The following is a 23,569-nucleotide window of genomic DNA, read 5'->3' as shown; positions in this document are numbered from 1 at the left end:
GTGGTGGCACTACCGGTGCTCGGCGTGGTCGCCCTCTGGGAGCGGGAGGCGCCCGCCGCCTAACGTCGCCCCATGGATCCCATCCTCAAGCCCCGGTACGCGGGCGCCGTGGCGGCGGGAGCGGTCGCGGCCCTGACCGCGCTGCCCGCGGCCGCCGTCGCCGCCCCCTCGGAGCCCCCGCCCCCCGAACCGGTCACGTTCGGCCTGCCCGACCCAACCGGCCCCCACGACGTGGGCACCGTCGAGCTCCGGCTGGTCGACGAGGACCGCACCACCCCGTGGACCGACGACGTGCGCGAGCTGGCGGTGAGCCTCTGGTACCCCGCGAAGCACCGGCCGGGGGACGAGCCCGCGCCCTACGCCGACCAGCGGGTCGGCGACCTGTTCACCGAGTACCAGGTGGGGCGGCGGTTCGAGGGCGTCGACTGGGAGGGCGCCGCCGCCTCCGCCGTGCCCGGCGCCCGCGCCGACCGCAGCGCCGGCCGGATGCCGGTGCTGCTGTACTCGCCCGGTGCCGCCGTGCCCCGGGTCTTCGGCACGGGCATGGCCGAGGACCTCGCCTCGCACGGGTACGCGGTGGTGGCCGTCGACCACACCGGTGAGGCGCCGGTCCGCTTCCCGGACGGGCGCTTCGACGACGGGGACCGGCACTGGGCGGACGAGCCCCACGTCATCACCGAGTTCACCAAGGCGCGCGTGCCCGACACCCGCTTCGTGCTGGACAGCGTGGAGGCCGCCACCGGGAAGGGGTGGACCGACGCCGACGGGCGCACCCTGCCCCACGGCCTGGCCAAGGCGCTCGACCCGTCGGCCGTGGGCATGTTCGGCATGTCCCTCGGCGGCGCGACCACCGTGCACGCCATGGGGGCCGACGAGCGGATCGACGCCGGGATCGACATGGACGGAAGCGTCGACTTCACCTCCGATCCGGAGTTCGCCGAGCTCTTCCCCACCGCGGACGAGGGCCTGGACCGGCCCTTCATGTTCCTGGGCGGCAGCCGGGTCCGGGACGGGGAGGTCCTGCCCAACACGCACCGCACCTTCGAGGACTGGGGGCGGCTGTGGGACAACTCCACGGGGTGGAGGCGCGACGTGAACTTCGCGGAGGCGCGCCACTACTCCTTCACCGACTTCCAGGTGATCATGCCGCAGATCGCCGAGGGCCTGGGCCTGCCGGAGGAACAGGTGCAGGGGGCGATCGGGACCGCCGACGACCCGGGGCGGCTGGAGGCCTCCCAGCGCGCCTACGTGCGCGCCTTCTTCGACCACCACCTGCGCGGAGAGCCGCGGCCCCTCCTGGACGCGGACTCGCCCGAGCACCCGGACGCGCGCCTGGTCGACTGACGGCGCGGAGGGGGAGGGGCGGGGCGTGCTAGTCCCCGTTCCCGTCCTCTTCGGCCTCCTCGCGCAGGACCTCCCCGGCCAGGCGCAGGACCTCCTCGTCCATGCCCGGGACCGCCCGAACCAGGTGGGCCAGCGACTCCAGGAGGGTCACCGGGCGCGACCGCGCCGCCTCCATGGCCAGGAGGAACCGCCAGGCGACCAGCTCGGCGACATCCCGCCGGGTCTCGGGGTGCACCCAGGCGGTTGCGGCCAGCGAGAGCAGGGCCGCCTCGGCGGCCCAGTCCTCCGGGCCGTAGGCCAGGTCGACCAGGGCGGCCCGGCGGTCCGACCCCGCCCAGGGCTGGTCGCCGCGGTGGTGGGCGATGCCCAGGCAGGCCCAGGCCTGCACGCGCCGGATCCAGGCCGGCCACACCGCCGCCGGTCCGTTGGGCGGGGCGGGCGGGTGCGCCATGGCGCCGAGCAGGTCCTCCAGCGGCAGCCCGGACAGGCGCACCGCGTCGTCGTAGGCGGCGGGCAGGTGCCGCCACGGGTAGGCGGCCAGGGCGCCCAGCGCCTCGGCGGCCTCCGCGGAGGGCGGCGGCACCGCCGGTTCGGCGCCGGAACCCCGGTACCGCCACAACCGGTGCCCGACCTCGCGGACCGGGCCGCGCGAGGACACCTCGGGGACGGTCAGGCGCGGGTCGGGCTCGGGGACCTCGGCCACCGCGATCGTGCACCCCGGCGCGGCCAGGCGCATCGCCAGCAGCGCGCTGGGCGGCTCCGGTGCGGACACGGTCAGCGAGAGGGCGGAGGCCGCCGGGTCGACGCCCTGGTCGTGCATCTGGTGCAGCACGTTCACCACCGCCTCGGTGGCCGACGGGATGGGCCCCAGCCAAAAGCGGGTCTGCGAGCCCTGGGTGAGGACCCGGTCGGCGTGCTCGCCGCCGGGCCGGTCGCGCAGGTGGTCGGCGAGGGCGACCAGGTGCTCCAGCCGCCCGTCGAGGGAGAAGCGCATGCCGCACGCGGTGGGGAAGGCGCTCGCGTCCTCGGGGTCCTGCTCCAGCGCGCGCTCCACCCAGGCCAGGCCGTCGTGCGGCCGCCCGGCCTTGGCGAGCAGCTCGCCGATGTCGGTGAACAGGGCCAGGTTGCCCGGGTCGAACTCCAGCGCCCGCAGCCACGCCGCCTCGGCCTCGTCCCAGCGCTGCTCGGCCCGGTAGGCGTACCCGGCGGCCATGGCGGCGTGGAAGGACGGCTCGGCGGCCTCGGAGCGCAGGGCCAGCGCGACGGCGTCCCCGGTGCGCCCGCAGCGGCGCAGCAGCATCGAGGCCGACCACAGCAGCGCCGGGTCGTCGGGCCGGGCCGCCAGACAGCCGTCGAGCAGGGCCAGGTACGGGCGCAGCGCCGCCAGCACGTCGGCGCCGACCGGGTCGTCCAGCGCGCCCACCAGGCGCAGCAGGGTGGTGCGCACCAGGTCGGGGTCGAGCCCTTCGGCGACCCGCCGGTCGTACATCCAGGCGGCGTCGGCCCAGGCGCCGTCGGGGCGGTGGCACTGGGCCGTCACCAGCAGCGGGAGCGCCTGGTCGGGGCGGCCGAGCACGGCCAGCGTGTGCGCCCGCGCGACCACGTCGCCCAGGTACACGGGCTGCTCCACCGGGTACAGCTCCGGGCCGCCGCCGGGTTGGACGGCGAGCCGCGCCAGGAGCTCGTGCGCCTCGGGCAGCCGGGGGTCGAACACCAGCGCGCGGGCGACGTGGCCGGCAGCGTGCTTGAGGTCCCCGCCCTCCAGCGCCAGGCGCGCCATGCTCAGTTCGCCCTCGGCCTCAAGGCGCGGATCGGCGGTCCCCTCGTGGCCCTCGGCCATGTTCCCTCCCGCATGGTGCGATGCCGCAGACATTGCCACAAACCGGTGACGGGGAGCGAATCCCCGTGTGTCACGACAGGTCAGGAGACGGACGGCAGCAGCGGCGCCACGTCCGCGCGGGCGAACCGGCCGTAGCGCCCGGGCTCCAGCCCGGCCCGCTCGGCGGTCACCTCGAAGCGGCCGACCGACCACCCGGCCTCGCGGGCGGCCTCCTCCGGGGTGAGGCTGGCGGCGAGCCAGGCCTCCCGCTCGGCGACGACGCGGGCGACGGCGCCGCGGGGCAGGGCGTCGAGGTCGCCACGGGCGAACATCGGGTGGCCGCGAAAAGCGCCCGCCGGGGTGAGCAGGCCGCGCTCGCGCAGGTCCAGCACGTCGTCGCGGCGCACGTCCAGGCCGGTGCGCTCGGCGAGCACCCCGGCGGCCCGCACCGACCCGTGCCCGGGGTGGTCGCCGACGGCGGCGCGCAGGTCGGCCGCCCGCTCGCGGAGGGCGGCCGCGGCCCGCCGCGACCACTTGCCGTCCTCGGTGTCGGGGGCGGGGACCAGGCCGCGGTCGACGGCGCGCTCCATCTGCCAGCGCTCCAGGCCGATGAAGCGCCCGAGCTGCACGGGCCCGAGCGGTTTGCCCCGGGGCCGGTCCGGGTCCTGGTCCCGGGCGCCGTCGGCGCCGCGGTCCGGCGCGGTGCGCTCGGCCAGCTCGGCCTGGATCTCCTCGACGCGGTCGGGGAGGGTCTTGGCGAGGGCCTCGGACCAGTGGGTGCCGCGCAGGTCGGGCGGCGGGACGAGGGCGAGCATGCAGGCGCGCTGGAAGTCGCCGTAGCGCATGCCCAGCCACCTGGAGAGCTGGACGGGGCCGAATTCGCGTCGGGACGCCATGGGGGTCTCCTCCGGTGACGGGTGCACGGGCCTCGACGCTAGGCCGGGAGGGAAGCCGCCGGGGGAGGGAACCGCGCACCTGTGGACGGGCACCGCGGGCGCCCGCGATCCGTGGGAGTGAGTATGCCGACGGGATGTCAGTGCGACCGTCCGCCGGTTCCGACGGCGCTCGGATGACTCAGCGCGGCGCGGTGTCGACGAGTTCCGACGAGACCGCCGCGGCCTTCCCGGTCGCCGGGCACGGCCGCCGCCCGCCGCACCCCGAGCCGTCCGTCCCCGCTTCGCCGCGGGCGCCCCGCCTCGACCCGCGTCTTCGCAGACGGAGGCGGGGGCGGCCGCCGAGCAGGGGCAAGGCGCGTCCCGCCGCGCGCGGCGCCGTCAGGGCTCATCGGGCCGACCCCGCGACGAACGGGGGCGCCGTCGAACCCCATCGACGAACGCTGTCCCCACTCACGAACAGAACCAGTGGGAGCGGCGCGGGGGCCCAGAGCGTCGAAGAGCCGTGGACGGGGAGGGGCGGTCGATGTTGGACGAGGAGCGAACGGATGCGCACGGACACCGCGAAGAGGACAGCGGTGGTGTGGGTGGAGAACCGGGGGCTGCAGTGCTGCGGCGACCCGTTCTCGGTCGGGATGGAGGTGGAGTGGTTCCTGCTGCCCGCCGGGGGACGGGACCGCGCCTGGATGGGCGAGATCCTGGACTCCGGCACCGTGGAGGGCGTCACACACCTCCAGGAGCACCACGCGGGCAGTGAGGAGCCGGTGGCGGTGGCGGGCACGGTCCGCAGGATCCGCATCGTCCGCTGCCGGTACGCCGACGTGCGCGGGAGCGTCCCGCGCTCGCTGCGCCCCGTGCCGGAGAGCACGGAGCTGGCCGAGGCCCCCTCCGCCCACGGGTGGGAGTCCTCGGCCGAAGGGGTCCAGGTCGCCGGGTACCTGGTGGACCTGGAGACGGCCCGATGACCGCGGGGCCCGCCCCGGACTCGGCGCGAGTCCGGCGCGGGCCCCGGGGGGCGCGTCCCCGGGCGGGGCGCTCAGCCCAGGACGGCCAGGGCGTCGGCCTCGACCAGCAGGCCCGCGGGCAGGCCCACGTACACGGTCGTGCGCGCCGGAGGGGCCTCCTTCAGGTCGGCGAAGTACTCGTCGTAGATCCGGTTGAACTCGGCGAAGTGGTCGGTGTCGGTCAGGTACACCCGCACCATCACCACGTCCTCCCAGGAGGCCCCGCCCTCGGTGAGGACCGCCTCGACGTTGGCGAAGGTCTGCAGGGTCTGTTCGCGCAGGCCCGGACCGACCGGGCGGGGCGCCTGGCCCTCCGCGGCCGGGCCGAACCCGACCTGCCCGGCGACCTGCAGGATGTTGCCCTTGCGGACCCCGTGGGAGAACCGCGCGGGCGGGGTGGTGTGGGTGGCGGGGGTCAGGGCGGTCTTGGGCGTGGACGCGCTCATGGTCTCTCCTCGTGCTCGTGGTGCTCGTTCGGATCGGGGCCGCGCCCGCAGTACTCGGCGGTCACCGCCTCGGCGGTGCGCCGCACCTGCGGCAGGAGCCCCACCAGCGCGTCGGCGCCCACGACCACGTTGGGCGCCGACAGCGACATCGCCGCCGCGACGCGCCCGTCGGGGCCCCGGATGGGCGCGGCGACGCAGTTGATGGACTCCTCGTGGCCACCCAGGTCGGTGGCCCACCCCTGTTCGCGCACCCGGGCGAGCTCGGCCAGGAAGGCCGGTGCGTCGGGCGTCGACCGGGGCGTGTACGGGGGGTAGTCGAGCCGTTCGGCGACCGCGCGCCGCTCGTCCTCGGGCAGGTCGGCCAGGAGCAGCTTGGCCACGGCGGCGACGGTGATCGCGACCGGCCTGCCGATGCGGGAGTACATGCGCACCGGGTAGCGGCTGTCGACCTTGTCGATGTAGACGACCTCGCCCTCCTCGTACACCGCCAGGTGCACGGTGTGCCCGGTCTCGGCGTTGAGGCGGAGCAGGTGCGGGTGGGCGACCTCGCGCACGTCCAGCGACTCCATGGCCTCCTGGGCCAGGGAGAACAGCCGGGCGCCCAGCCGGTAGCGCTGGTCGGGGCGCCGGTAGACCAGCCCGTGGTCGCACAGCGGCCGCAGCAGCCGCAGCGCCGTGGACTTGTGCACCCCAAGGCACCGGGCCACCTGGTCCAGCGTGGCGGGGCCCTCGGCCAGCAGGGGCAGGACGGTCAGCGCGCGGTCGACGGTCTGGCTCATGGTGTCGCGGCCCTCTCTGCGCACGGTCGGGCCCCGTCGGTCCAGCCGGGGCCGAGACGCAGTGTGCCCCACGCGTCGTCGGGGAGCGCCGCCAGCTCGTCGGCGCGTTCCCGGGCCGGGGGCGGGGCCAGGTCGCCGGGGGCGGTCAGGGCGGCCGCGGCGGTGAGGTGGCCGTGGCGCAGCCGGGCCTGCAGAGGCAGGCCGCGCAGGGTCGCGGAGAGGAACCCGGCGGCGAAGGCGTCCCCGGCGCCGACGAGGGCCGCCACCTCCACGGCGGGCGCCGGGGAGAAGACGCCGGTCGGTGCGTCGCCGGTGAAGGCGGTCGCCCCGGCGGGGCCCTGCTTGACGACCAGCGCGCGCGGCTCGGGCAGGGCCGAGCGCACCGCGCGCGGGCCGCCGGTGACGCCCCAGGCGGCCTCCGCCTCGTCCTCGCCGACGAAGACGATGTCGCAGCGCCGCGCCAGTTCCAAGAGGACGTCGGGGGTGTCCGGGGCGTCGCGCCACAGCTCGTCGCGGTAGTTCACGTCGAACGACACGAGGGGCCGGTGGGGGCGCCGGTCGGTGAGGGCGCGCATCAGGGCCAGGCAGTCCTCGGACAGGACCGGGGTGATGCCGGTCAGGTGCAGGAGGCGCCCGGCGTCGGTGTCGGCGGTGTCGACGGTGGCGGGCGACATGGCCGAGGCGGCCGAACCGCTCCGGTAGTAGAGGCGCTCGCGGCCGGTCCGGAAGTACACCCCGGTGCGGCGCCCGGGGTCGCGTGCGACCGCCGAGGTGTCCACGCCGTAGGAGGAAACGGCCCGGATCAAATAGTCGCCGAACCCGTCGGCCCCGACGCGGCCCATCCAGCGTGCGCTGTGGCCCGCCCCGGCGAGGGTGCAGGCGACGTTCGATTCGGCCCCGCCCAGCGCGCGCTCGAAGGAGGGGACTTCGGCGAGCGCCCCCGGCCGGGAGGGCAGGAAGGCCACCATGGACTCGCCGAGGCAGACCGCGTCGAAACGGGGGGTGGGGGGCATGTCGGGCCGCTCCTCGTCCACCGGCGGGGCCGGGGTCGTCCGGGGGTGTCCACACGGGCGGGTCGGCCGGGGGCTCCGGAGGCGCGGGGGACGCCGTTGACCGCCGTTCCCCCGGATGGTAGACAGCGACGTGCGCGAAGCGCAACGCCCATTGCAAATATTGCAACGCCAGAACCGGGAGCCGCGATGTCCACCCCGCACCCGCACCGCCTCGGCGGCCTGGAGCGCCTCGCCGACGAAGTCGTCGACTTCCGCTTCAAGGGGCTGCCGCCCGACGCCGCGGGCACCACCGCCGGGGCCCTGGCGGCCGAGAAGCGCAACCTGTTCACCGGCGGCTTCACCACCCCGGTGCTGGCGATGTCGGCCGAGCGCACCGAGCACAACCTGGCGCTCATGGAGGAGTACACCCGCCGCCACGGGCTCGCGTTCGCCCCGCACGGCAAGACCTCCATGGCCCCGCAGCTCTTCGACGCCCAGCTGCGCCACGGCGCCTGGGGCATCACCCTCGCCGCCCCGCACCAGGTCCGCGTCGCCCGCGCCTTCGGGGTGCCGCGCGTCTTCCTCGCCAACGAGCTGGTCGACCCGGCCGCCCTGCGCTGGCTGTCCGCCGAGCTCGACGCCGACCCCGGCTTCACCTTCGCTTGCTACGCCGACTCGGTGCGCGGGGCCGTGCTGATGGACGAGGCGCTGCGCGCCGCCGGGGCGCGGCGCCCCGTGGACGTGGTGGTGGAGCTGGGGGCCGGTGCGGGCGCGCGTACCGGGGCGCGCGGGGCCCAGGAGTGCGCCGCGGTCGCCGACGCCGTCGCCGGGGCCGACCACCTGCGGCTCATCGGGGTGGCCGGGTACGAGGGCGAGGTGCCCGCCGCCGACCGCGACCGGGTCACCGCGTGGCTGCGCGAGCTGACCGGCCTGGCCGCCGCCTTCGACCGCGCCGGGCGCTTCGCCCACCTGGCGCCCGACGAGCCGATCATGGTCACCGCCGGGGGCAGCGCCTGGTTCGACGCCGTCGCCGAGGTCTTCGCCGGGCTCGACGGCCTCAGCCGCCCGGTGCTCAAGCTGCTGCGGTCGGGCGCCTACGTCTCCCACGACGACGGCCTCTACCGCGAGCGCACGCCGTTCAACCGGGTGCCCGAGGAGGGGGAGCTGCGGTCCGCCTTCACCCTGTGGGCGCAGGTGGTCTCCCGCCCCGAGCCCGGCCAGGCCTTCCTCAACGCCGGGCGCCGCGACGCCGCCTACGACCAGCACCTGCCCCGGCCGCACCTGGTGCGCCCGGCCGACGGGGGGCCGGTGCGCCCCGCCGAGGGCCTGGAGGTCGTCAAGCTGTCGGACCAGCACGCCTGGCTGGAGGTGGCCGACGGCGTCCGGCTGGAGGTCGGCGACTGGGTGGGCATGGGTATGTCCCACCCCTGCACGATCTTCGACAAGTGGGAGATGGTTCCCCTGGTCACCGAGGACGGGACCGTCACCGACCTCATCCGCACGTTCTTCTAGGAGGCGGCCGTGGACCTGGTCATCTCGGGCGCCCGCGTCGTCGACGGCGGCGGAGGGCCCTCCTACACCGCCGACGTCGGCATCGGCGGCGGGCGCATCGCCGCGATCCGCCGCAGCGGCGAGCCGCCCCTCACCGGCGCGCGGCGCCTGGACGCCGCCGGGCTCGCCCTGGCGCCCGGCTTCATCGACATGCACGCCCACTCCGACCTGGCCCTGCTGCGCGACCCCGACCATTCGGCCAAGGTCGCCCAGGGCGTCACCCTGGAGGTCCTCGGGCAGGACGGGCTGAGCTACGCGCCGGTCGACGACCGCACCCTGGAGCAGGTGCGGCGCGCCATCACCGGGTGGAACGGCGACGGGTCCGACATCGACTTCGACTGGCGGACGGTGGGCGGCTACCTCGACCGCCTCGACCGGCAGGGCATCGCGGTCAACGCCGCCTACCTGGTGCCGCAGGGGTCGGTGCGCATGCTCGCCATGGGGTGGGAGGACCGGGAGCCGACCGACGCGGAGCTCGACCGGATGCGGCGCCTGGTCGCCGAGGGCATGGAGCAGGGCGCCGTCGGGATGTCCTCCGGGCTGACCTACACGCCCGGCATGTACGCCTCGGGCGCCGAGCTCGCCGAGCTGTGCGCCGTGGTCGCCGAGTACGGCGGGTACTACTGCCCCCACCACCGGTCCTACGGGGCCGGGGCGCTCGACGCCTACGCCGAGATGGTGGACCTCGCCCGTCGGACCGGGTGCGCGCTGCACCTGGCCCACGCCACCATGAACTTCGCGCCGAACAAGGGGCGCGCGCAGGAGCTGCTGGACCTGGTCGACCGCGCGCTGGAGGACGGCGCCGACGTCACCTTGGACACCTACCCCTACACCCCCGGATCGACGACGCTCGCGGCGATGCTGCCCAGCCGGGCGAGCGAGGGCGGCCCCGACGCCGTCCTCGCACGCCTGGCCGATCCGGAGGAGACGGCGCGCATCCGCCACGTGCTGGAGGTGGAGGGCTCCGACGGCTGCCACGGGGTGCCCATCGAGTGGGACACCATCGAGATCTCGGGGGTGTCCGACCCGGCGCTGGCGTCCTACGTCGGCAAGACCGTCGCCGCGTCCGCGGCCGAGCACGGCGAGGAGCCGTTCGCCACGGCGCACCGGCTGCTGGTGGAGGACCGGCTCGGGACCACGATCCTGCAGCACGTCGGGCACGAGGAGAACGTGCGGGCCATNAAAAAAAAGCCGCACCCGCGCGCCTACGGCACCTTCCCGCGCTACCTCGGCCACTACGCGCGCGACGAGGGCGTGCTGGGGCTGGAGGAGTGCGTCGCCCACCTGACGTCCCGCCCCGCGGCGCGGCTGGGCCTGGCCGACCGGGGGCGGGTGCGCGAGGGCTACAGGGCCGACCTGGTGCTGTTCGACCCGGAGACGGTGGACGCCGGGGCCACCTTCGAGCGCCCGCGCGCGCTCCCGGTCGGTGTGCCGCACGTCCTGGTCGACGGGCGCTTCGCCGTCCGCGACGGGGTGCGCACCGATGTGCTGGCGGGACGCGCGGTGCGGGGTGGCCGGAACCGGCCACCGGAATCCGTGTGAACGGTGCCGTGGTTGGCTTCCCTCTGCGAGGAGGTGGTGCTTTTGTGGCACCCGCGACCGATGAGGGAAAAAGCGGCGGAAGAAATTCCGGAAACCTGTATGTCCGAATCCGGGCTGCCGCTGGCCGCGCACATGGTCGAGGCGATGGACGCGGCCGACGCCCTGTGGGACGGCTACCTCTCCCCGGCCTTCCGCGAGGGGCTCGCCGCGGGGATCGGGGAGGGGCGCGCGCGGGCCCTGTACCGCTGGCTGTCCGCCCTGTCCGGGCTGGGCCGGTGTACCCCCGGATACCAGGGACTGCAGGCGGCACGGTTCTCCGGTGACGCGGCCACGGCCCCGGTCCCGGTGGCGCCCCGCCCGGGGCGCCACGACCGCGCCTCGTCGCTGCTGACGGCCCTGTTCCTCCGCGAGGAGGGGTGGTCGCGCGAGGCGGCCGAGTGGGCCGGGTACGCCGTCGGCGGCTGGAGGGTGGACACGCTCCACGAGGCCGAGGATTCCGAGGAGATCGGCGGTGTGCAGTGGCGCGCCCTGCAACGGGACCTCTTCTACGGAATGACCGGTGCGGCCGGGCTGCCTTTGGATACCCTCGCCGCGCACGTTCCCGCGCCGGGCGTGCAGCTCGCCTGCTCGGGCGCGGTCATCCTGGCCGACCGGATGGCGGCGGAGGGCGGAGAGCTTCCGGCGGCCGTGCCCCCGGCCCTGGCCGACCTGGGCGCCCCGAGCGGCGGGGAGGGCGACCCGCAGGTGCACGCGGCGGCCCTGGAGGCCGCCTTCGAGATGGAGGCGCCCGGCCTCCTGCTGATCGGGGCCCCCGAGGAGACGGAGGCGGCCTTCGCCTCCGCCGAGGTCCTGGCCGCCAAGTTCGGGCTCGACGGGTTCTTCTACGCCCTGCCCACCCAGGAGGCCCTGGACGCCGCGGCCGAGCGGGTCCTGGGCGAGCGGCGCAGGAACCTCAACGGGATGGGCACGCTCGAACAGCTCCGGCTCGACCAGGCCGACACCACCGACCCGCGCATGATGCTCCGCCAGCTCACCCTGGTGACCCGGGCCGTGATCATCGACGCGGCCGGTACCGCGCCCGTCCCGGCCCCGCGCAGGGCGCGCCGGCTGCCGCGGGCCGTCCCGCCCGCCCTGGGCTGGCTCGGCGAGCACGGCGTCCCCGCCGTGCTCCTCGGCACCGGCCTGGACGAGGGGGAGCGGGACGCGCTCTTCGAGGCCTACACCGGCGACCCCCGGACCCGGCCGAGGCGGGGCACCTCACCGCGGGTCACCTGGGCCACCGCCGCTCAGCGGCGGTCCCGGGCCGCATGAGTCACGGGAGGGGAACGGTCAGTCCGGTCCGGGCGACCGCCGTGGGCCCCGGGAAGGACCTGGCCGCCGCCCGCTCCGCCTCGGCCGGGGAGGTCCCCGGCCACAGGTGGGTCAGGACCAGGCGGGCCGCACCGGCCTGGGCCGCGTACCTCCCGGCGAGTTCGGCGGAGAGCAGGTACGGCGCCTCAAGGAGCGGGACGCGGTCGACGTAGGTGGCCTCGCACAGCAGCAGGTCGGCACCGGACGCCAGGTCGGTGATGTGCGGGCTGGGGCCGGTGTCCCCGGTGTAGGCCAGCACCGTCCCCGAGGCGGTCAGGCGGAGCCCGGCGTTGGGCACGTGGTGCGGCAGCCGCCGCGTCTCGACGTGGAACGGGCCGACCGGGAAGGTGTCCCCGGGGTCGAACGCCCGCAGGTCCCAGGCGCCGTCCACCGCCGAGCCGCGGTCGAGGGCGAGCACGGCGTCCAACGCGCCGTGCGGGGCGTGGACGGCCAGCCGGGGGCAGGGCGGGTCGGCGTAGGCGCGGGCCCGCAGCAGCGGGGCGAGGTCGGCGCAGTGGTCCGGGTGGCCGTGGCTGACCAGGACCGCGTCGACGGCGGCGGGCGGGGCGTGCTCCTGAAGGCGCGGCATCACCGCGAAGCCGGGGTCGATGAGGAGCCGGAACCCGCGGTGCACCAGCAGGTAGCCGCTGCACGCCTGGGCCGCCGTCGGCCAGGCGCCGCTCCCGCCCAGAACCGTCAGCCTCATGTGCGGCGACCCTATCCGGTTCAGCCCTCGACCATCGACAGGCGCGCCAGCTCGGGGTGGTGCAGCAGGTGGTCCGGGCCGAAGGCCAGGTAGGTCACGGCCACCGCCAGCCACGGCACGGCCGGGCCCTGCCAGCGCAGCGGCTCGGTCTCCTCGAAGAGCTGCACCAGCGCCCACTGGTCGAGCAACGGGTTGACCTGCATGTTCCTCGCATGGTGCCAGGAGAGCCAGCGGGTGCCCTCGACGAGCGCCAGCAGGCGTCGGTCGGTCACGTAGAGATGGACGCGCTGCTGCTCCCGCCACTGCGGTGCCGCCATGGCCTGGGCGCGGTTGCGCGCCGAGGCGTTCCCGATGGCCTGCGCGGTGAGTCCGGCGGCGACGAACGCCGGAGAGCCGAAGTAGAAGCCGTCGGAGTGCTGGTAGTTCACGTCCATCGCGTAGAAGCGCGAGTAGTCGGCCACGAGCTCGGCGTGGGCGACCTCCCCGGGCTCCAGGCGGACGGGGACGAACGGCAGCCGGGGCAGCTCCAGGCCGGACAGGAGCGCGTCGCGCAGGTCGACCCCGCTCTCCCAGCCCGCCTGCCACATCTGCTGCTCGGGGGGCATTCCGTTCATACGCCTCACTCCCAGACGGTGGCCTCAAGGGTGGCCGTTCCGGTCCCGCCGGGGGAGGACACGGCCTCGATGGATGCCACGCGCCCCTCGCCGGTCTGCACGCAGAAGCGGGCGCCCGGGGTGAAGTCGGCGCCGGTGGTCCCGTTGGTCTCGATGGCGTCCAGGCAGGCGGCCTTGTCCGGGGCCTCCCCGCCCTCGGGGAGCGGGGCGATGCCGCCGGAGGAGTTCTCGAAGGCCACGCCGTTGATGTTGGGGCGCAGCACGAAGTCGCGCCCGTCGATCCGGCTGTCGGTCTGCAGCGGCGGGTCGGTGTCCAGGTCGACGTAGGTGTAAGGGCTGGCGACCTCGACCGTCAGCTCCTCGTCGAACAGGACGGTGTCCTCCTGCTCCTGCTCGGCGGAGTCCTCGGCGGCCTGCTCGCCCTGCCCCTCGTCCCCGTCTGCGCCGGACTCCCCTCCGGAGCCCTGGGCGTCCTCCTGGGCCCCGGCCCGGGCGCCGTCCGCGCTCCCGTCTTCGGCGCCGCGCCCTGTTGCGAAGAACACCACCGCGGCGGCGACGAGCACGGCGAACCCGAGGAAGACGACCGCCACCACGAGCGCCTTGTTGCCGCCGCCGGACCCCTTCGCCGCAGGGGTGCCCGGAGGCGGCGGAGGCTGCGGGTAGGACCGACCGCCCGTGCCGGAGGGGGAGGGGTAGCTCAACGGGATCTCCAACCCAAATCGTCGCGAGCGACACGTCCGCTCGCCCGTCGTCGCCGGGCATTCTACGCATGAAGCCCCGGGAGACGGCCCCGCACAGGGCCTCCCGCCGCCGAGGCGCGATGGGAGGGAAGGCCGATCGCCTTCTCGCGCTCCCCGGTGCGTGGTGGCTATCCGGTCGGGGACTCCTCGTCCGATACCGCGAAAGCCTCAACCTCGCCGACTTCATCGAGCCAGGCCCCCGCCTCCAGCGCTGCCCGAATCCGTCCTCCGAGTCCGAGCAGGGGCGGGGCGGGGGCGGGCGTCGACACGGTCGTGCATCGTCCGAACACCGGGCCGGACGGGGCGATACCGTACGGACCGTACCGTTGCGGGCGCGCCGGTCGCCGGTGGTCGGCCCTCGTCCCCTCTGGAGTGCATGGATGTTCACGGTCCACGTGTCGAGGTCCGCGCGCGGCGCGGCCTCCGGGCCCGACGAGATCCTCCGGCACCCCTCGTGTGCCGGGATGGACCTCTACCTGCACGTGGACCCCGGGGAGTACACCGCCGACGAGGCGCTCGTCGTGGACCGGCATGTGATCGTGGTGCCGACCCAGGGGCCGGGCACGGTGTCGGTCTCGGTGGCCGACGACGCCGTGTTCGAGGTGCGCCAGGGCCGCCTGGAGCTGTACGGGATCGAGGTGGTCGGCGGCTCGGCGGAGCACCCCGGCGTCGAGCTGTACCCCGGCACCTCGATGAAGGCCCTGGACTGCGTCTTCGACCTGCCGCTCGGCATCGTCGCGGACGCGGCGCCGGTGGACCTGGAGGGCTGCCGGGTCTCCGGCGGGACGCTGCGCATGCGCGGCGGTGGCGGGCGGGTGGTCGACACCGCCTTCGACCGTGCCGGGGTGGAGGTCTCCGGGGACGCGCACGCCGAACTGCTGCGGCTGCGCTTCAGCGGTCCGTCGCGGAGCCACGCCCTGGTGGTCGCGGACCGCGCCGCCCCTGAGATCACGGAGTGCTCCTTCACCGGCACGGGCACCGAGGAGAACCTCACCGTGGGCGTGGTGGGAGGCTCATCACCCTCCCTCACCGACTGCACCGTCGAGGACGCCGCGGGGCGGGGGATCTGGGTGGGGCAGCGGTCGACCCCCTCCTTCACGCGGCTGCGGGTGTCCGGCGGCGTCCGCGAACAGGTCGCCGTGCTGGTCGAAGAGGAATCCCGGGCATCCTTCCGGGACTGCGCCGTCAGCGCGGCGGCCGGGCCGGTCCTCTTCGTCCACCAGGCCGAGGCGAGCGTGTCCGGGCTGGAGGTGGACGGCGCCGCGAACGACGTGCTCCAAGGGGTGGGCGGCCGGATCTCCGTGGACGGCGCCCGGCTCCGCGACGTCTCCGGGACCGCGCTCAGCCTGCAGGGCGCCGCCCGCGCGGAGGTCCGGGGGCTCCACGTGCGCTCCTCCCCCTCACAGGCCGGGGAGGAGCCCAAGCCGGGGATCCGGCTGTCCGCAGCGCGCGCCGACATCGACGACTCCACCATCACCGGGACCGGGGCCGGAGTGGGCGTGGTCGCGCGCGAGAGCGCCCTGGCCCTGCGCGGGGTCGAGATCAGCGGAGTGCTCTCCGGCGTGCGCATCCTTGAGGACACCACCCTCAAGGCCGAGAGGCTGACCGTCGCCCGCTGCCACAGGAGCGCGCTGCTGGCGGATTCCGGGGCCTACGGCGAAGTCGCCGGGGCCGATCTGCGGGTCCTGGGCGGGGGGACCAACGGTGTCACCGTCGGGGACGGGGGGCGCATCGCCCTCAAGGACTCCACGGTCGCCGGGGGCACGAACGGGATCGCGGTCACCGACGGCGGCGCGGCGACCGTCGAGGAGACCACCATCACCGGCGTGAACCAGGTCGGCGCCGGCGTCAAGGGGACCGGGCGCCTCCGGGTGGTGCGCTGTACGCTGCGCCGCAACGGGCACAAGGACCTCCACGCCGACCCCGGGGCCGTGCTCCAGGTGGAGGACACCGAGACCGAGAAGGGCCTCCCCGAGCAGGCGGTGCGGCCGGTGGCCGACCGGGGGAGCGCCGCGGCCGCGTCCCCCGCCCCGGCCGCCCCGCCCGCCGACACCGGTGCGCGCCCGCTTGAGGAGGTGCTCGCCGAGCTCGACGCGATGGTCGGGCTCGAAGGGGTGAAGAAGGAGGTCCGCGCGCTGGTGGACCTGCACCGGGTGAACGCCAAGCGCGTCGAGGCCGGGCTGCCGAGCCTCGACTTCAGCAGGCACCTGGTGTTCTCTGGGCCGCCCGGCACCGGCAAGACCACCGTGGCGCGCATCTACGGGCAGGTGCTGCGCTCCCTCGGCGTGCTGGAGCGGGGCGGCTTCATCGAGGCCTCCCGCGCCGACCTCGTCGGCGAGCACCTGGGCGAGACCACGCGCAAGACCACCGAGCTGTTCCAGCGCGCCCGCGGCGGCGTGCTGTTCATCGACGAGGCCTACGCCCTCTCCCGCACCTTCGGCAGCGGCGCCGACTTCGGCCAGGAGGCCATCGACGCGATGATCAAGCTGATGGAGGACGCGCGCGAGGAGGTCGTCGTGGTCTTCGCGGGCTACTCCGACGAGATGCGCACCTTCCTCGCCGCCAACCCCGGCCTGAAGTCCCGCGTCTCGCGCACCGTGGAGTTCCCGAACTACCAGCCCGAGCAGCTCGCCACCATCTTCACGGCCATGGCCCGGGGCAAGGGCTACGTCCTCGGCCGGGGCGTGCGGGACCTGGTGGTCCGGCACTTCCAGGGCCAGACGCAGGACGCCTCCTTCGGCAACGGGCGCGAGGCGCGGCGCATGTTCGAGCACGTGGTGCAGCGGCAGGCCAGCCGCCTGGTGGCCGACGGCGCCACCTCCGCCGACGACCTCACCCGGATCGTGCCGGGGGACCTGGAGGGCGCCGTCGACCCCGGGCTGACCGCCCGGGTGGGGGCCCCGCGCGACGAGCGGCAGGCCCAGGCGCTGATGCGGCGCCTGGAGTCCATGGTGGGCCTGGACAGCGCCAAGCGCGAGGTGGCCGAGCTGACCAGCCTCATCTCGGCCGGGCGGCGCCGCCAGGCCGCCGGGCTGGAGGCGCCGCTGCCCTCCCGCAACCTGGTCTTCGCGGGGCCGCCCGGCACCGGCAAGACGACCGTGGCGCGCATCTACGGCGAGCTGCTGGCGGCGCTGGGGGTGCTGGCCCAGGGGCAGGTGGTGGAGGCCTCCCGCGCGGACCTGGTGGGCCGGTACGTGGGCCACACCGCGCAGCAGACCCGCGAGGTGGTCGAGCGGGCGCGCGGCGGCGTGCTGTTCATCGACGAGGCCTACAGCCTGGCGGGCGGGGGCGGCGGGGACGACTTCGGGGCCGAGGCCGTGGAGACCCTGCTCAAGCTGATGGAGGACTACCGGGACGAGGTCGTGGTGATCGCCGCGGGCTACACCGACCGGATGCGGGCGTTCCTCGCCGCCAACCCGGGCCTGGCCTCGCGCTTCTCGCGCACCGTCGACTTCGCCCCCTCCACCCCGGGCGAGCTGGTGGACATCTTCGCCGACACCGCCCTGGCGGGGGACTTCCTGGTGCCCGACGCCACGCGGGAGGCCGTCGCCTCCGTCGTGCGCTCCGAGCGGGAGCGGTTCTCCCACGGCAACGCCCGCGAGATCCGCAAGCTCTTCGAGGACGCCGTCGCCCGGCACTCCCGCCGGATCGAGCAGCAGGCCTCCGACGGCCGGGAGCCCACGCTCGAACAGCTCCAGAACCTGCTGCCCGAGGACGTCCTTCCCGGGGGTGTCCCCGGAGTCGCCGACCCGGGAGGGGCCGCGCCCGGGGACGGCGCCGCCTCCGCAGCGGATCCGGGCGTGCGCGGACGGCGATAAGGTGGCGTTCCGTCCCCAGCGTCGTCACTCACGGAGAGCAGGCGGAACAGGTGCGGACGTCGAGTCTTCGCCAACGTCGGGAGCGCCGCGGCTCCGGTGTCCGGGCCGGTAGCGGGCCCCGGAGGCGGCCGTGGCGCGTGCCCCTGGCGGTGTGCGCCGCGGGCCTGCCCGTCGCGGCCGTCCTGGTCGCCTACCGGCGGGGCCTGCCCGTCCCCGGTGCGCCCCTGGTGAAGTCCGCGCTCCCGGACTACGTCGAAGCGCTGCCGTGGTTCGCCCACGGGCTGTGGGTGGGATGCCTGATGCTGCTGGCCAGCAGCGTGCTGCTGTCCTTCCCCGAGCGCGCGCGCATGCGGTGGCTGGTGTGCGCGCTGGCCGGGGCCTCCGTGCTGGCCGCCGCCCTCGCGGGCGCGATCACCTGAGGGCCCGCCCCCCTTGGGGCGGGCCCCGGCCACCGGGCGGCCTCAGCCCTCGGAGACCGACAGCACCAGCTTGCCCTGAACGCGCCCGGTCTCGCCCTCACGGTGGGCGTCGGCGGCCTTCTCCAACGGGAAGACCCCGGCGACCTCCGGGCGCAGGGCGCCCGCGTCGACGAGGGCGCCGATGGCGCGCATCCCCGCCTGGTCGTGCTCGACCACCATCTCCGCGCCCCGCAGCCCGCGCCCGCGCGCCTCGGAGGCCAGGCGGTCGGTCCCGGTGGGCAGGATGCTCACCACGATGCCGCCGGGCTTCAGGGAGTCGAGCGACTTCAGCGCGTTGTCCGGGCTCACGGTCTCCAGCACGACGTCGGCGTCCTTCACCGCCTCGGTGAAGTCCTGCGAGGTGTAGTCGACGACCTCGTCGGCGCCCAGGCCCGTGACGAACCCGTGCTTGGCCGCGCTGGCGGTGCCCACGACGTGGGCGCCGCGCGCCTTGGCGATCTGGACCGCGAAGTGCCCCACCCCGCCGGCGGCGGCGTGCACGAGCACCTTCTGCCCGGCCTTCAGGTCGGCGGTGTCGACCAGCGCCTGCCAGGCGGTGAGGGCGGCCAGCGGGACCGCCGCGGCGCGGACGTGGTCGAGCGACGACGGCTTGGGGGCGAAGGCGCGGGTCGGGCCCGTCACGTACTCGGCGTGCGACCCGGCGCCGTAGGCGTAGGGCAGCATGCCGAACACCTCGTCGCCCGGCCGGTACAGGGTGGCCCCGATGCCGACGGCGACCACGACCCCGGACACGTCCCACCCCAGGACGTACGGCGGGTCGCCGAGGAAGCGCCGGCCGCTGCGGTGCTTGTAGTCGGTCGGGTTCACCCCGGCCGCGCGGACCCGAACCAGCACCTCGCCCAGGCCCGGGGCGGGCACCTCCTTCTCGACCAGGTGCAGCACCTCGGGCCCGCCGTGGGCGTCCTGGGAGACCGCACGCATGGTGGCCGGGATCTCCGGCTTCGTCGTCGTGTCGTTGCTCATGCACACCAGGGTGGCGCAGGAGGGCCGGGAACGAAATGGCCGGATCGCCAATGTCCGATACGATCCTGCCATGAAGCGCACAGCACCGCACCGTGTGGCCGTGCTCGCCCTCTCCGGCGTCTACCCCTTCGAGCTGGGGATTCCCGCGCGGGTCTTCGGCGAGCTGGGCGGGATGTACGAGGTCACCACCTGCGGCGCCGAGCCCGGGGGCGGGAGCGTCTCCACCCGCCAGGACTTCGCCGTCGCCCTGGAGCACGGCCCGGAGGCGCTGTCGTGGGCCGACACCGTCGTCATCCCGCCGTTCGACCTGGCGCCGCTGGTGGAGACCGGCCGGGCGCCCGCCGCGGCCGCCGAGGCACTGCGGCGCGTGCGCCCCGACGCGCGGCTGGTGTCGATCTGCACCGCCTCCTTCCTGCTGGCCGCCCTGGGGCTGCTGGACGGGCGCCGCGCCGCCACCCACTGGCACCAGGCCGACCTCATGCGCCGCCTCTTCCCGCGGGTGGAGGTCGACCCGGAGGTGCTGTTCGTCGACGAGGGGCGGGTGCTCACCTCGGCCGGGGCCGCCTCCGGGGTGGACGCCTGCCTGCACCTGGTGCGCCGCGACCACGGCGCCGCGGCCGCCAACCGGGCGGCGCGGGCCTGTGTCGTCCCGCCCTGGCGCGACGGCGGGCAGGCCCAGTACATCGAGCGGCCGGTCCCCGAGACCGGGGACGCGGGCACCTCGGCGACCCGGGAGTGGGCGCTGGCCCGCCTGGACCGGCCGCTGACCTCGGCCGGGCTGGCCCGGCACGCGCGGATGAGCGAGCGCACCTTCGCCCGCCGGTTCCGGCAGGAGACCGGGACCAGCCCGGGACGGTGGCTCACCGCCCAGCGGGTCGCCCGCGCCCGGGACCTGCTGGAAGGCACCGACCTGCCGGTGGACCGGGTCGCCGCCGAGGTGGGCTTCGCCACCGCCGCCTCCCTGCGGCGGCACCTGCACGCGGCCATCGGCGTCTCCCCGCTGGCCTACCGGCGCACCTTCCGGCCGGGGCCCCGGGCCGGGTCCCCGGCCGGGACTATCGTGGAGGCATGAGCGCTTCGCCGCCGCCCGCCGACCCCGCCCTGCGCCGCCGTGACGAGCTCCGGCACTTCCTGCGCACCCGCCGCGCCCGGCTCACGCCCCAGGACGTGGGCATGCCCGAGGCCGGCCGCCGCCGCACCCCCGGGCTGCGGCGCGAGGAGGTGGCGGTCCTGTCCGGGGTCGGCGTGTCCTGGTACACCCGCCTGGAGCAGGGCCGCGACATCAACGTCTCCGGCGAGGTCCTGGACGCCGTCGCCCGGACGCTGGGCATGGACGGGACCGAGCGCGAGCACCTCTACCTGCTCTCGGGGCTGAACCCGCCGCTGGCCGAGTCCGAGCCCGGCGCGCGCGTGCCCGAGGAGCTGGTGCGGGTGCTGGACGCCTGGTCGCCCCTGCCCGCCTACATCCGCGACCGGTACTGGAACCTGGCGGCGGTCAACGACGCGGCCGCCGAGGTGCTCGGGTACGGCGAGGGCGAGCACAACTGCCTGGTCACCTTCTTCGCCAGCGCCCGCTACCGGGCGCTGGCGCGCGAGTGGTCGGCGGCGGCGCCCCAGGTGGTGGGGCGGTTCCGCAGGGACGCCGCCCGCTACCCGGACGACCCGGAGTTCGGCCGGCTCGCCGGTGACCTGATGTCGGTGAGCCCGGAGTTCGCCGAGCTGTGGGACCGGCACGAGGTCGACTCCGGCACCCGCGCCGTCAAGGCGCTGGTCCACCCGCAGGCGGGCGACCTGGTCTTCGAGTCGACCCTGCTCGGCGTCCCGGAGCTGCCCGGCCACTGCCTGGTGCTCTACAACCCCATGCCGGATACCGGCACGCGGGAGGCGCTGGAGCGCCTGATGGCCTCGGTGCGCCTGGCGGCCACCGGGTAGCGCCGGCCGGACGGCGCCGCCGGAGGGTGGTACCGCCAGTGACAGGATCGCCCGGGGCTGCCGCGTCCGCGGCGGGCGCCCCATGCTGGTCCCATGAACGACAACGGATCCATGCGCACACGCCGGTTCCAGGGGCACGAGGTCGGAGCGGTCGGCCTCGGGCTGATGGGGATGAGCTGGGGGTACTCGGCCTCCGAGCGCGACGACACCGCCTCGGTCGACCTGATCCGCCGGGCCGTCGACATGGGCGTGACCTTCATCGACACCGCCCAGGTGTACGGCTCCGGCCACAACGAGGGGCTGCTCGGCGAGGCACTCACGGGGATCCGCGACCGGGTCGCCGTCGCCACCAAGACGGGGCTGGTCATCACCGACCCCGCGACCCATTCGATGCGGCGCGACGGAACGCCCGAGCACGTCAAGCGGTCCCTGGAGGAGAGCCTGAACCTCCTGGGCACCGACACCGTCGACCTGTACTACCTGCACCGGGTCGACCCCGAGGTCCCGCTGGCCGAGACCTGGGGGGCGATGGCCGAGCTGGTCCAGGAGGGCAAGGTGCGCCACCTGGGGCTGTCGGAGGTCACCCGCGCCCAGGCCGAGGAGGCGCACGCCATCCACCCCGTGGCCGCCGTCCAGTCGGAGCTGTCGCTGTGGACGCGGGACGCCCAGGGCGCCGAAGGCGGGTCGGCCGGAGGCGGCGGCGGTATGAGCACGTCGGCCGAGAACCCCGGGGACGTGGTGGGGTGGACCGCCGAGAACGGCGCCGCCTTCGTGCCCTTCTCGCCTCTGGGGCGCGGGTTCCTCACCGGGGCCGTCAGCGTCGACTCCATCGAGGAGGGCGACTTCCGGTCGCGCCACCCGCGATTCCAGGATGAGGCCGCCGAGCAGAACATGCGCATCGTCGAGGTGGTCAAGCGCGTCGCCGAGCGCAAGGGGGCGACCCCGGCGCAGGTGGCGATCGCCTGGACGATGGCCCAGGGGGAGCACGTCATCCCGATCCCGGGGACCAAGAAGATGCGCTACCTCAAGGACAACGTGGGCGCCGCCGAGGTCGACCTCACCGCGGAGGACCTGCGCGAGCTGGACTCGGTCCCCGCTCCGGTCGGGTCCCGGTACTGAGCCGGGGCCCGAGGGGCCCTGAGAGGGGGCGGCCGCGGCCGCCCCCTTCAGCGCCAGCCGCGCACGATGAGTGTCAGCGCCCCGGCGAACCCCGTGCCCACCGCCGCCAGGTAGGCGGGGTAGCGGTGCCGCTGCCCGCGCGCGGCCGCGCCGAAGGCCGACAGGGCCAGGCCCGCGCCGAGGATGCGGGTGCCCCGCGCCCGCGCGCTGGCGGCGGTGAAGGCGGCAGCCCCGAGCCGGTCGCGCCCGGCGCGGGCGGCGTACAGCTTGTAGGGGATGCCCGCCAGCGGCTGGTGGCGGACCCCCTTCGCGCCTTCGGCGCCCATCTGCTCGGCCACGGTGGCCCGCATCCGGGCCGTGGTCAGGGGCGCGGGCACGTCCACACCGGAGCGCGCCAGGCCGTAGGCCACAGCGCCCCCGGCGACGCTCCCGGCGGCCGCCGAGGCGGCCAGCCTCGGCCCCGACCGGGGATCGGCCACGCACAGGGCCGCCAGGGCGACCTCGGGCAGCACGGGCCAGGACAGGGCCTCCGCGAAGCCCCAGCCCGCGGCCAGCGCCGTCCCGTAGGGCGAGCGGGCCAGACGCGCCGCGCGCTCGCGGAGTACGGAGTCGGCGGGGACACGGGTCTCAGACATGGGCGGGCTCCTCCAGCATCCGGACGATCTGTTCCTGGGCCTGCGCGATCCCGTCGGCCGGGTCTCCGAACCGTACTGTCACGCGGGTCGGCGTGATACCGCCGCCCTTGGGCAGCAGCGCGCGCGTGCCGCTGATGGCGGCCGGCAGCAGGGGGACGCCCGCGTGGGCGGCGAGGCGGGCCGCACCGGAGTGGAACCGGCCCAGCGCCCCGTCGACCGAGCGGGTCCCCTCCGGGTAGACGATGACCGCGCGGCCCTCGTCCAGCAGCGCGCGGGCCCCCAGCAGGTCGGCGCACCCGCCGCCGTTCCGCCGCACGGGGAACGCCCCGGTCAACGCCTTGGCGGGCCAGGATCGCAGCCCGCTCTCGAACCAGTAGTCGCCCGCCGCCGCGACGGCCGGGCGCGTGCGCACCGGCAGGGCGGCGATCAGGGCGGCCGTGTCCGCGTGCGAGGCGTGGTTGGCGACCACGACGCAGGGGCCTTCGGGGGCCGGGCCGAGTGTGCGGACGCCGCCGGTGGCCGTGAGGACGAGCCGCCAGAGGGCGGCGCGGGAGACGGCGCCGGGGGAGAGCGGGCCGGGGGCCGTTCGGTTCATGTGAGCACCACCGCTACGGGAAGGGCGAGCAGGAGCGAGTCGGCGCGGTCGAGCAGGCCGCCCATGCCGGGCAGCCAGCCTCCGGCGTCCTTGACCCCGGCGCCGCGCTTGACCATGGATTCGAGGAGGTCGCCGAGGGGCGCGGCGACCGCGACGGCCACCGCCGCGCCGGGGGTGAGCGCCCCGAACAGCGCCAGCACCGCCACGCCCGCCGCGGCGCCGGTGACCGCGCCGCCCCAGCGCTTGGC

21 protein-coding genes and 1 pseudogene are annotated in these 23,569 nt (G+C 75.7%); 10 read left to right on the top strand and 12 right to left on the bottom strand.

Features of this window, described 5'->3' with window-relative positions; translation table 11 throughout:
• Positions 1-72 precede the first annotated feature (72 nt).
• Positions 73-1,344 (top strand): alpha/beta hydrolase family protein, encoded by a 1,272-nt coding sequence (locus D476_RS0110990; RefSeq protein ID WP_017624000.1) that lies wholly within the window; start codon positions 73-75, stop codon positions 1,342-1,344.
• Between the two features lie 28 nt (positions 1,345-1,372).
• On the opposite strand, the gene D476_RS0110985 is transcribed toward D476_RS0110990, so the two are convergent.
• The gene (locus tag D476_RS0110985; RefSeq protein WP_017623999.1) at positions 1,373-3,184 is read right to left on the bottom strand and encodes a tetratricopeptide repeat protein; all 1,812 of its coding nucleotides are present in this window, start codon (positions 3,182-3,184) and stop codon (positions 1,373-1,375) included.
• A gap of 80 nt (positions 3,185-3,264) precedes the next feature.
• Positions 3,265-4,059, bottom strand: a complete 795-nt coding sequence (locus D476_RS0110980; RefSeq protein WP_017623998.1) for a hypothetical protein — start codon at positions 4,057-4,059, stop codon at positions 3,265-3,267.
• 545 nt (positions 4,060-4,604) lie between these two features.
• Here D476_RS0110980 and D476_RS0110975 point away from each other — a divergent pair.
• Positions 4,605-5,021, top strand: coding sequence for a DUF6578 domain-containing protein (locus tag D476_RS0110975; protein WP_017623997.1), 417 nt, complete (start codon positions 4,605-4,607; stop codon positions 5,019-5,021).
• A gap of 71 nt (positions 5,022-5,092) precedes the next feature.
• On the opposite strand, the gene D476_RS0110970 is transcribed toward D476_RS0110975, so the two are convergent.
• From D476_RS0110970 to D476_RS0110960, 3 genes are read right to left on the bottom strand one after another with little or no spacing between them, the layout of a single operon-like run.
• The gene (locus tag D476_RS0110970; protein WP_017623996.1) at positions 5,093-5,506 is read right to left on the bottom strand and encodes a RidA family protein; all 414 of its coding nucleotides are present in this window, start codon (positions 5,504-5,506) and stop codon (positions 5,093-5,095) included.
• The gene (locus D476_RS0110965) at positions 5,503-6,285 is read right to left on the bottom strand and encodes an IclR family transcriptional regulator (RefSeq protein ID WP_026123413.1); all 783 of its coding nucleotides are present in this window, start codon (positions 6,283-6,285) and stop codon (positions 5,503-5,505) included. The genes D476_RS0110970 and D476_RS0110965 overlap by 4 nt, the downstream gene beginning before the upstream one ends.
• Positions 6,282-7,298 (bottom strand): sugar kinase, encoded by a 1,017-nt coding sequence (locus D476_RS0110960; protein ID WP_040725994.1) that lies wholly within the window; start codon positions 7,296-7,298, stop codon positions 6,282-6,284. The genes D476_RS0110965 and D476_RS0110960 overlap by 4 nt, the downstream gene beginning before the upstream one ends.
• A gap of 186 nt (positions 7,299-7,484) precedes the next feature.
• On the opposite strand from D476_RS0110960, the gene D476_RS0110955 reads away from it, so the two are divergent.
• The 3 genes from D476_RS0110955 (at position 7,485) to D476_RS39710 (ending at position 11,681) form a co-directional block, all read left to right on the top strand.
• Positions 7,485-8,789, top strand: a complete 1,305-nt coding sequence (locus D476_RS0110955) for a type III PLP-dependent enzyme domain-containing protein (protein ID WP_017623993.1) — start codon at positions 7,485-7,487, stop codon at positions 8,787-8,789.
• Positions 8,790-8,798: 9 nt separating this feature from the next.
• Complete coding sequence (locus tag D476_RS0110950) at positions 8,799-10,370, top strand: N-acyl-D-amino-acid deacylase family protein (protein ID WP_017623992.1); 1,572 nt, start codon at positions 8,799-8,801, stop codon at positions 10,368-10,370.
• A 99-nt stretch (positions 10,371-10,469) separates the two neighbouring features.
• Positions 10,470-11,681, top strand: a complete 1,212-nt coding sequence (locus tag D476_RS39710; protein ID WP_017623991.1) for an HD domain-containing protein — start codon at positions 10,470-10,472, stop codon at positions 11,679-11,681.
• Position 11,682: 1 nt separating this feature from the next.
• On the opposite strand, the gene D476_RS0110940 is transcribed toward D476_RS39710, so the two are convergent.
• Genes D476_RS0110940 through D476_RS0110930 form a run of 3 tightly spaced genes read right to left on the bottom strand, consistent with a single transcriptional unit; the run spans position 11,683 to position 13,741 of the window.
• Complete coding sequence (locus tag D476_RS0110940) at positions 11,683-12,426, bottom strand: MBL fold metallo-hydrolase (protein WP_017623990.1); 744 nt, start codon at positions 12,424-12,426, stop codon at positions 11,683-11,685.
• A 20-nt stretch (positions 12,427-12,446) separates the two neighbouring features.
• Positions 12,447-13,040: a hypothetical protein gene (locus tag D476_RS0110935; RefSeq protein ID WP_152529310.1), complete on the bottom strand. Its 594-nt coding sequence runs from the start codon at positions 13,038-13,040 to the stop codon at positions 12,447-12,449.
• Positions 13,041-13,045: 5 nt separating this feature from the next.
• Positions 13,046-13,741 (bottom strand): hypothetical protein, encoded by a 696-nt coding sequence (locus D476_RS0110930; protein WP_239648670.1) that lies wholly within the window; start codon positions 13,739-13,741, stop codon positions 13,046-13,048.
• A gap of 419 nt (positions 13,742-14,160) precedes the next feature.
• Between D476_RS0110930 and D476_RS39705 the strand changes: the two genes are divergently transcribed.
• Both D476_RS39705 and D476_RS0110920 read left to right on the top strand, forming a co-directional pair.
• Positions 14,161-17,598: an AAA family ATPase gene (locus D476_RS39705; protein ID WP_017623987.1), complete on the top strand. Its 3,438-nt coding sequence runs from the start codon at positions 14,161-14,163 to the stop codon at positions 17,596-17,598.
• 137 nt (positions 17,599-17,735) lie between these two features.
• Complete coding sequence (locus D476_RS0110920) at positions 17,736-18,017, top strand: hypothetical protein (RefSeq protein WP_017623986.1); 282 nt, start codon at positions 17,736-17,738, stop codon at positions 18,015-18,017.
• 42 nt (positions 18,018-18,059) lie between these two features.
• On the opposite strand, the gene D476_RS0110915 is transcribed toward D476_RS0110920, so the two are convergent.
• Entirely contained in the window at positions 18,060-19,040 is a 981-nt protein-coding gene (locus D476_RS0110915; protein WP_017623985.1) for an NADP-dependent oxidoreductase, read from the bottom strand.
• 70 nt (positions 19,041-19,110) lie between these two features.
• Here D476_RS0110915 and D476_RS0110910 point away from each other — a divergent pair, with 70 nt between their 5' ends.
• The 3 genes from D476_RS0110910 to D476_RS0110900 all read left to right on the top strand — a co-directional run bounded on the left by D476_RS0110910 (position 19,111) and on the right by D476_RS0110900 (position 22,091).
• Positions 19,111-20,112 carry a GlxA family transcriptional regulator gene (locus tag D476_RS0110910; protein ID WP_040725987.1) on the top strand — a complete coding sequence of 334 codons (1,002 nt, stop codon included), beginning with the start codon at positions 19,111-19,113 and terminating at the stop codon, positions 20,110-20,112.
• On the top strand, positions 20,109-20,972 hold the full coding sequence (locus D476_RS0110905; protein ID WP_017623983.1) for a helix-turn-helix transcriptional regulator: 864 nt from the start codon (positions 20,109-20,111) through the stop codon (positions 20,970-20,972). The genes D476_RS0110910 and D476_RS0110905 overlap by 4 nt, the downstream gene beginning before the upstream one ends.
• Before the next feature lie 111 nt (positions 20,973-21,083).
• Positions 21,084-22,091 (top strand): aldo/keto reductase, encoded by a 1,008-nt coding sequence (locus tag D476_RS0110900; protein ID WP_017623982.1) that lies wholly within the window; start codon positions 21,084-21,086, stop codon positions 22,089-22,091.
• 47 nt (positions 22,092-22,138) lie between these two features.
• Here D476_RS0110900 and D476_RS37010 read toward each other — a convergent pair whose 3' ends face one another.
• The 3 genes and pseudogenes from D476_RS37010 to D476_RS39700 form a co-directional block, all read right to left on the bottom strand.
• Complete coding sequence (locus tag D476_RS37010; RefSeq protein WP_051061694.1) at positions 22,139-22,726, bottom strand: hypothetical protein; 588 nt, start codon at positions 22,724-22,726, stop codon at positions 22,139-22,141.
• A pseudogene (locus D476_RS37005) lies at positions 22,719-23,201 on the bottom strand (lysophospholipid acyltransferase family protein); the annotation flags it as partial. The gene D476_RS37010 and the pseudogene D476_RS37005, both read right to left, overlap by 8 nt.
• A gap of 116 nt (positions 23,202-23,317) precedes the next feature.
• Complete coding sequence (locus D476_RS39700) at positions 23,318-23,521, bottom strand: phosphatidate cytidylyltransferase (RefSeq protein ID WP_275041547.1); 204 nt, start codon at positions 23,519-23,521, stop codon at positions 23,318-23,320.
• Between the last annotated feature and the right edge of the window lie 48 nt (positions 23,522-23,569).

Source organism: Nocardiopsis chromatogenes YIM 90109 (assembly GCF_000341185.1).
Taxonomy (GTDB): domain Bacteria; phylum Actinomycetota; class Actinomycetes; order Streptosporangiales; family Streptosporangiaceae; genus Nocardiopsis_A; species Nocardiopsis_A chromatogenes.
The sequence above is the reverse complement of the archived record's forward strand: the minus strand, read 5'-3'. Positions and strand labels throughout refer to the sequence as shown.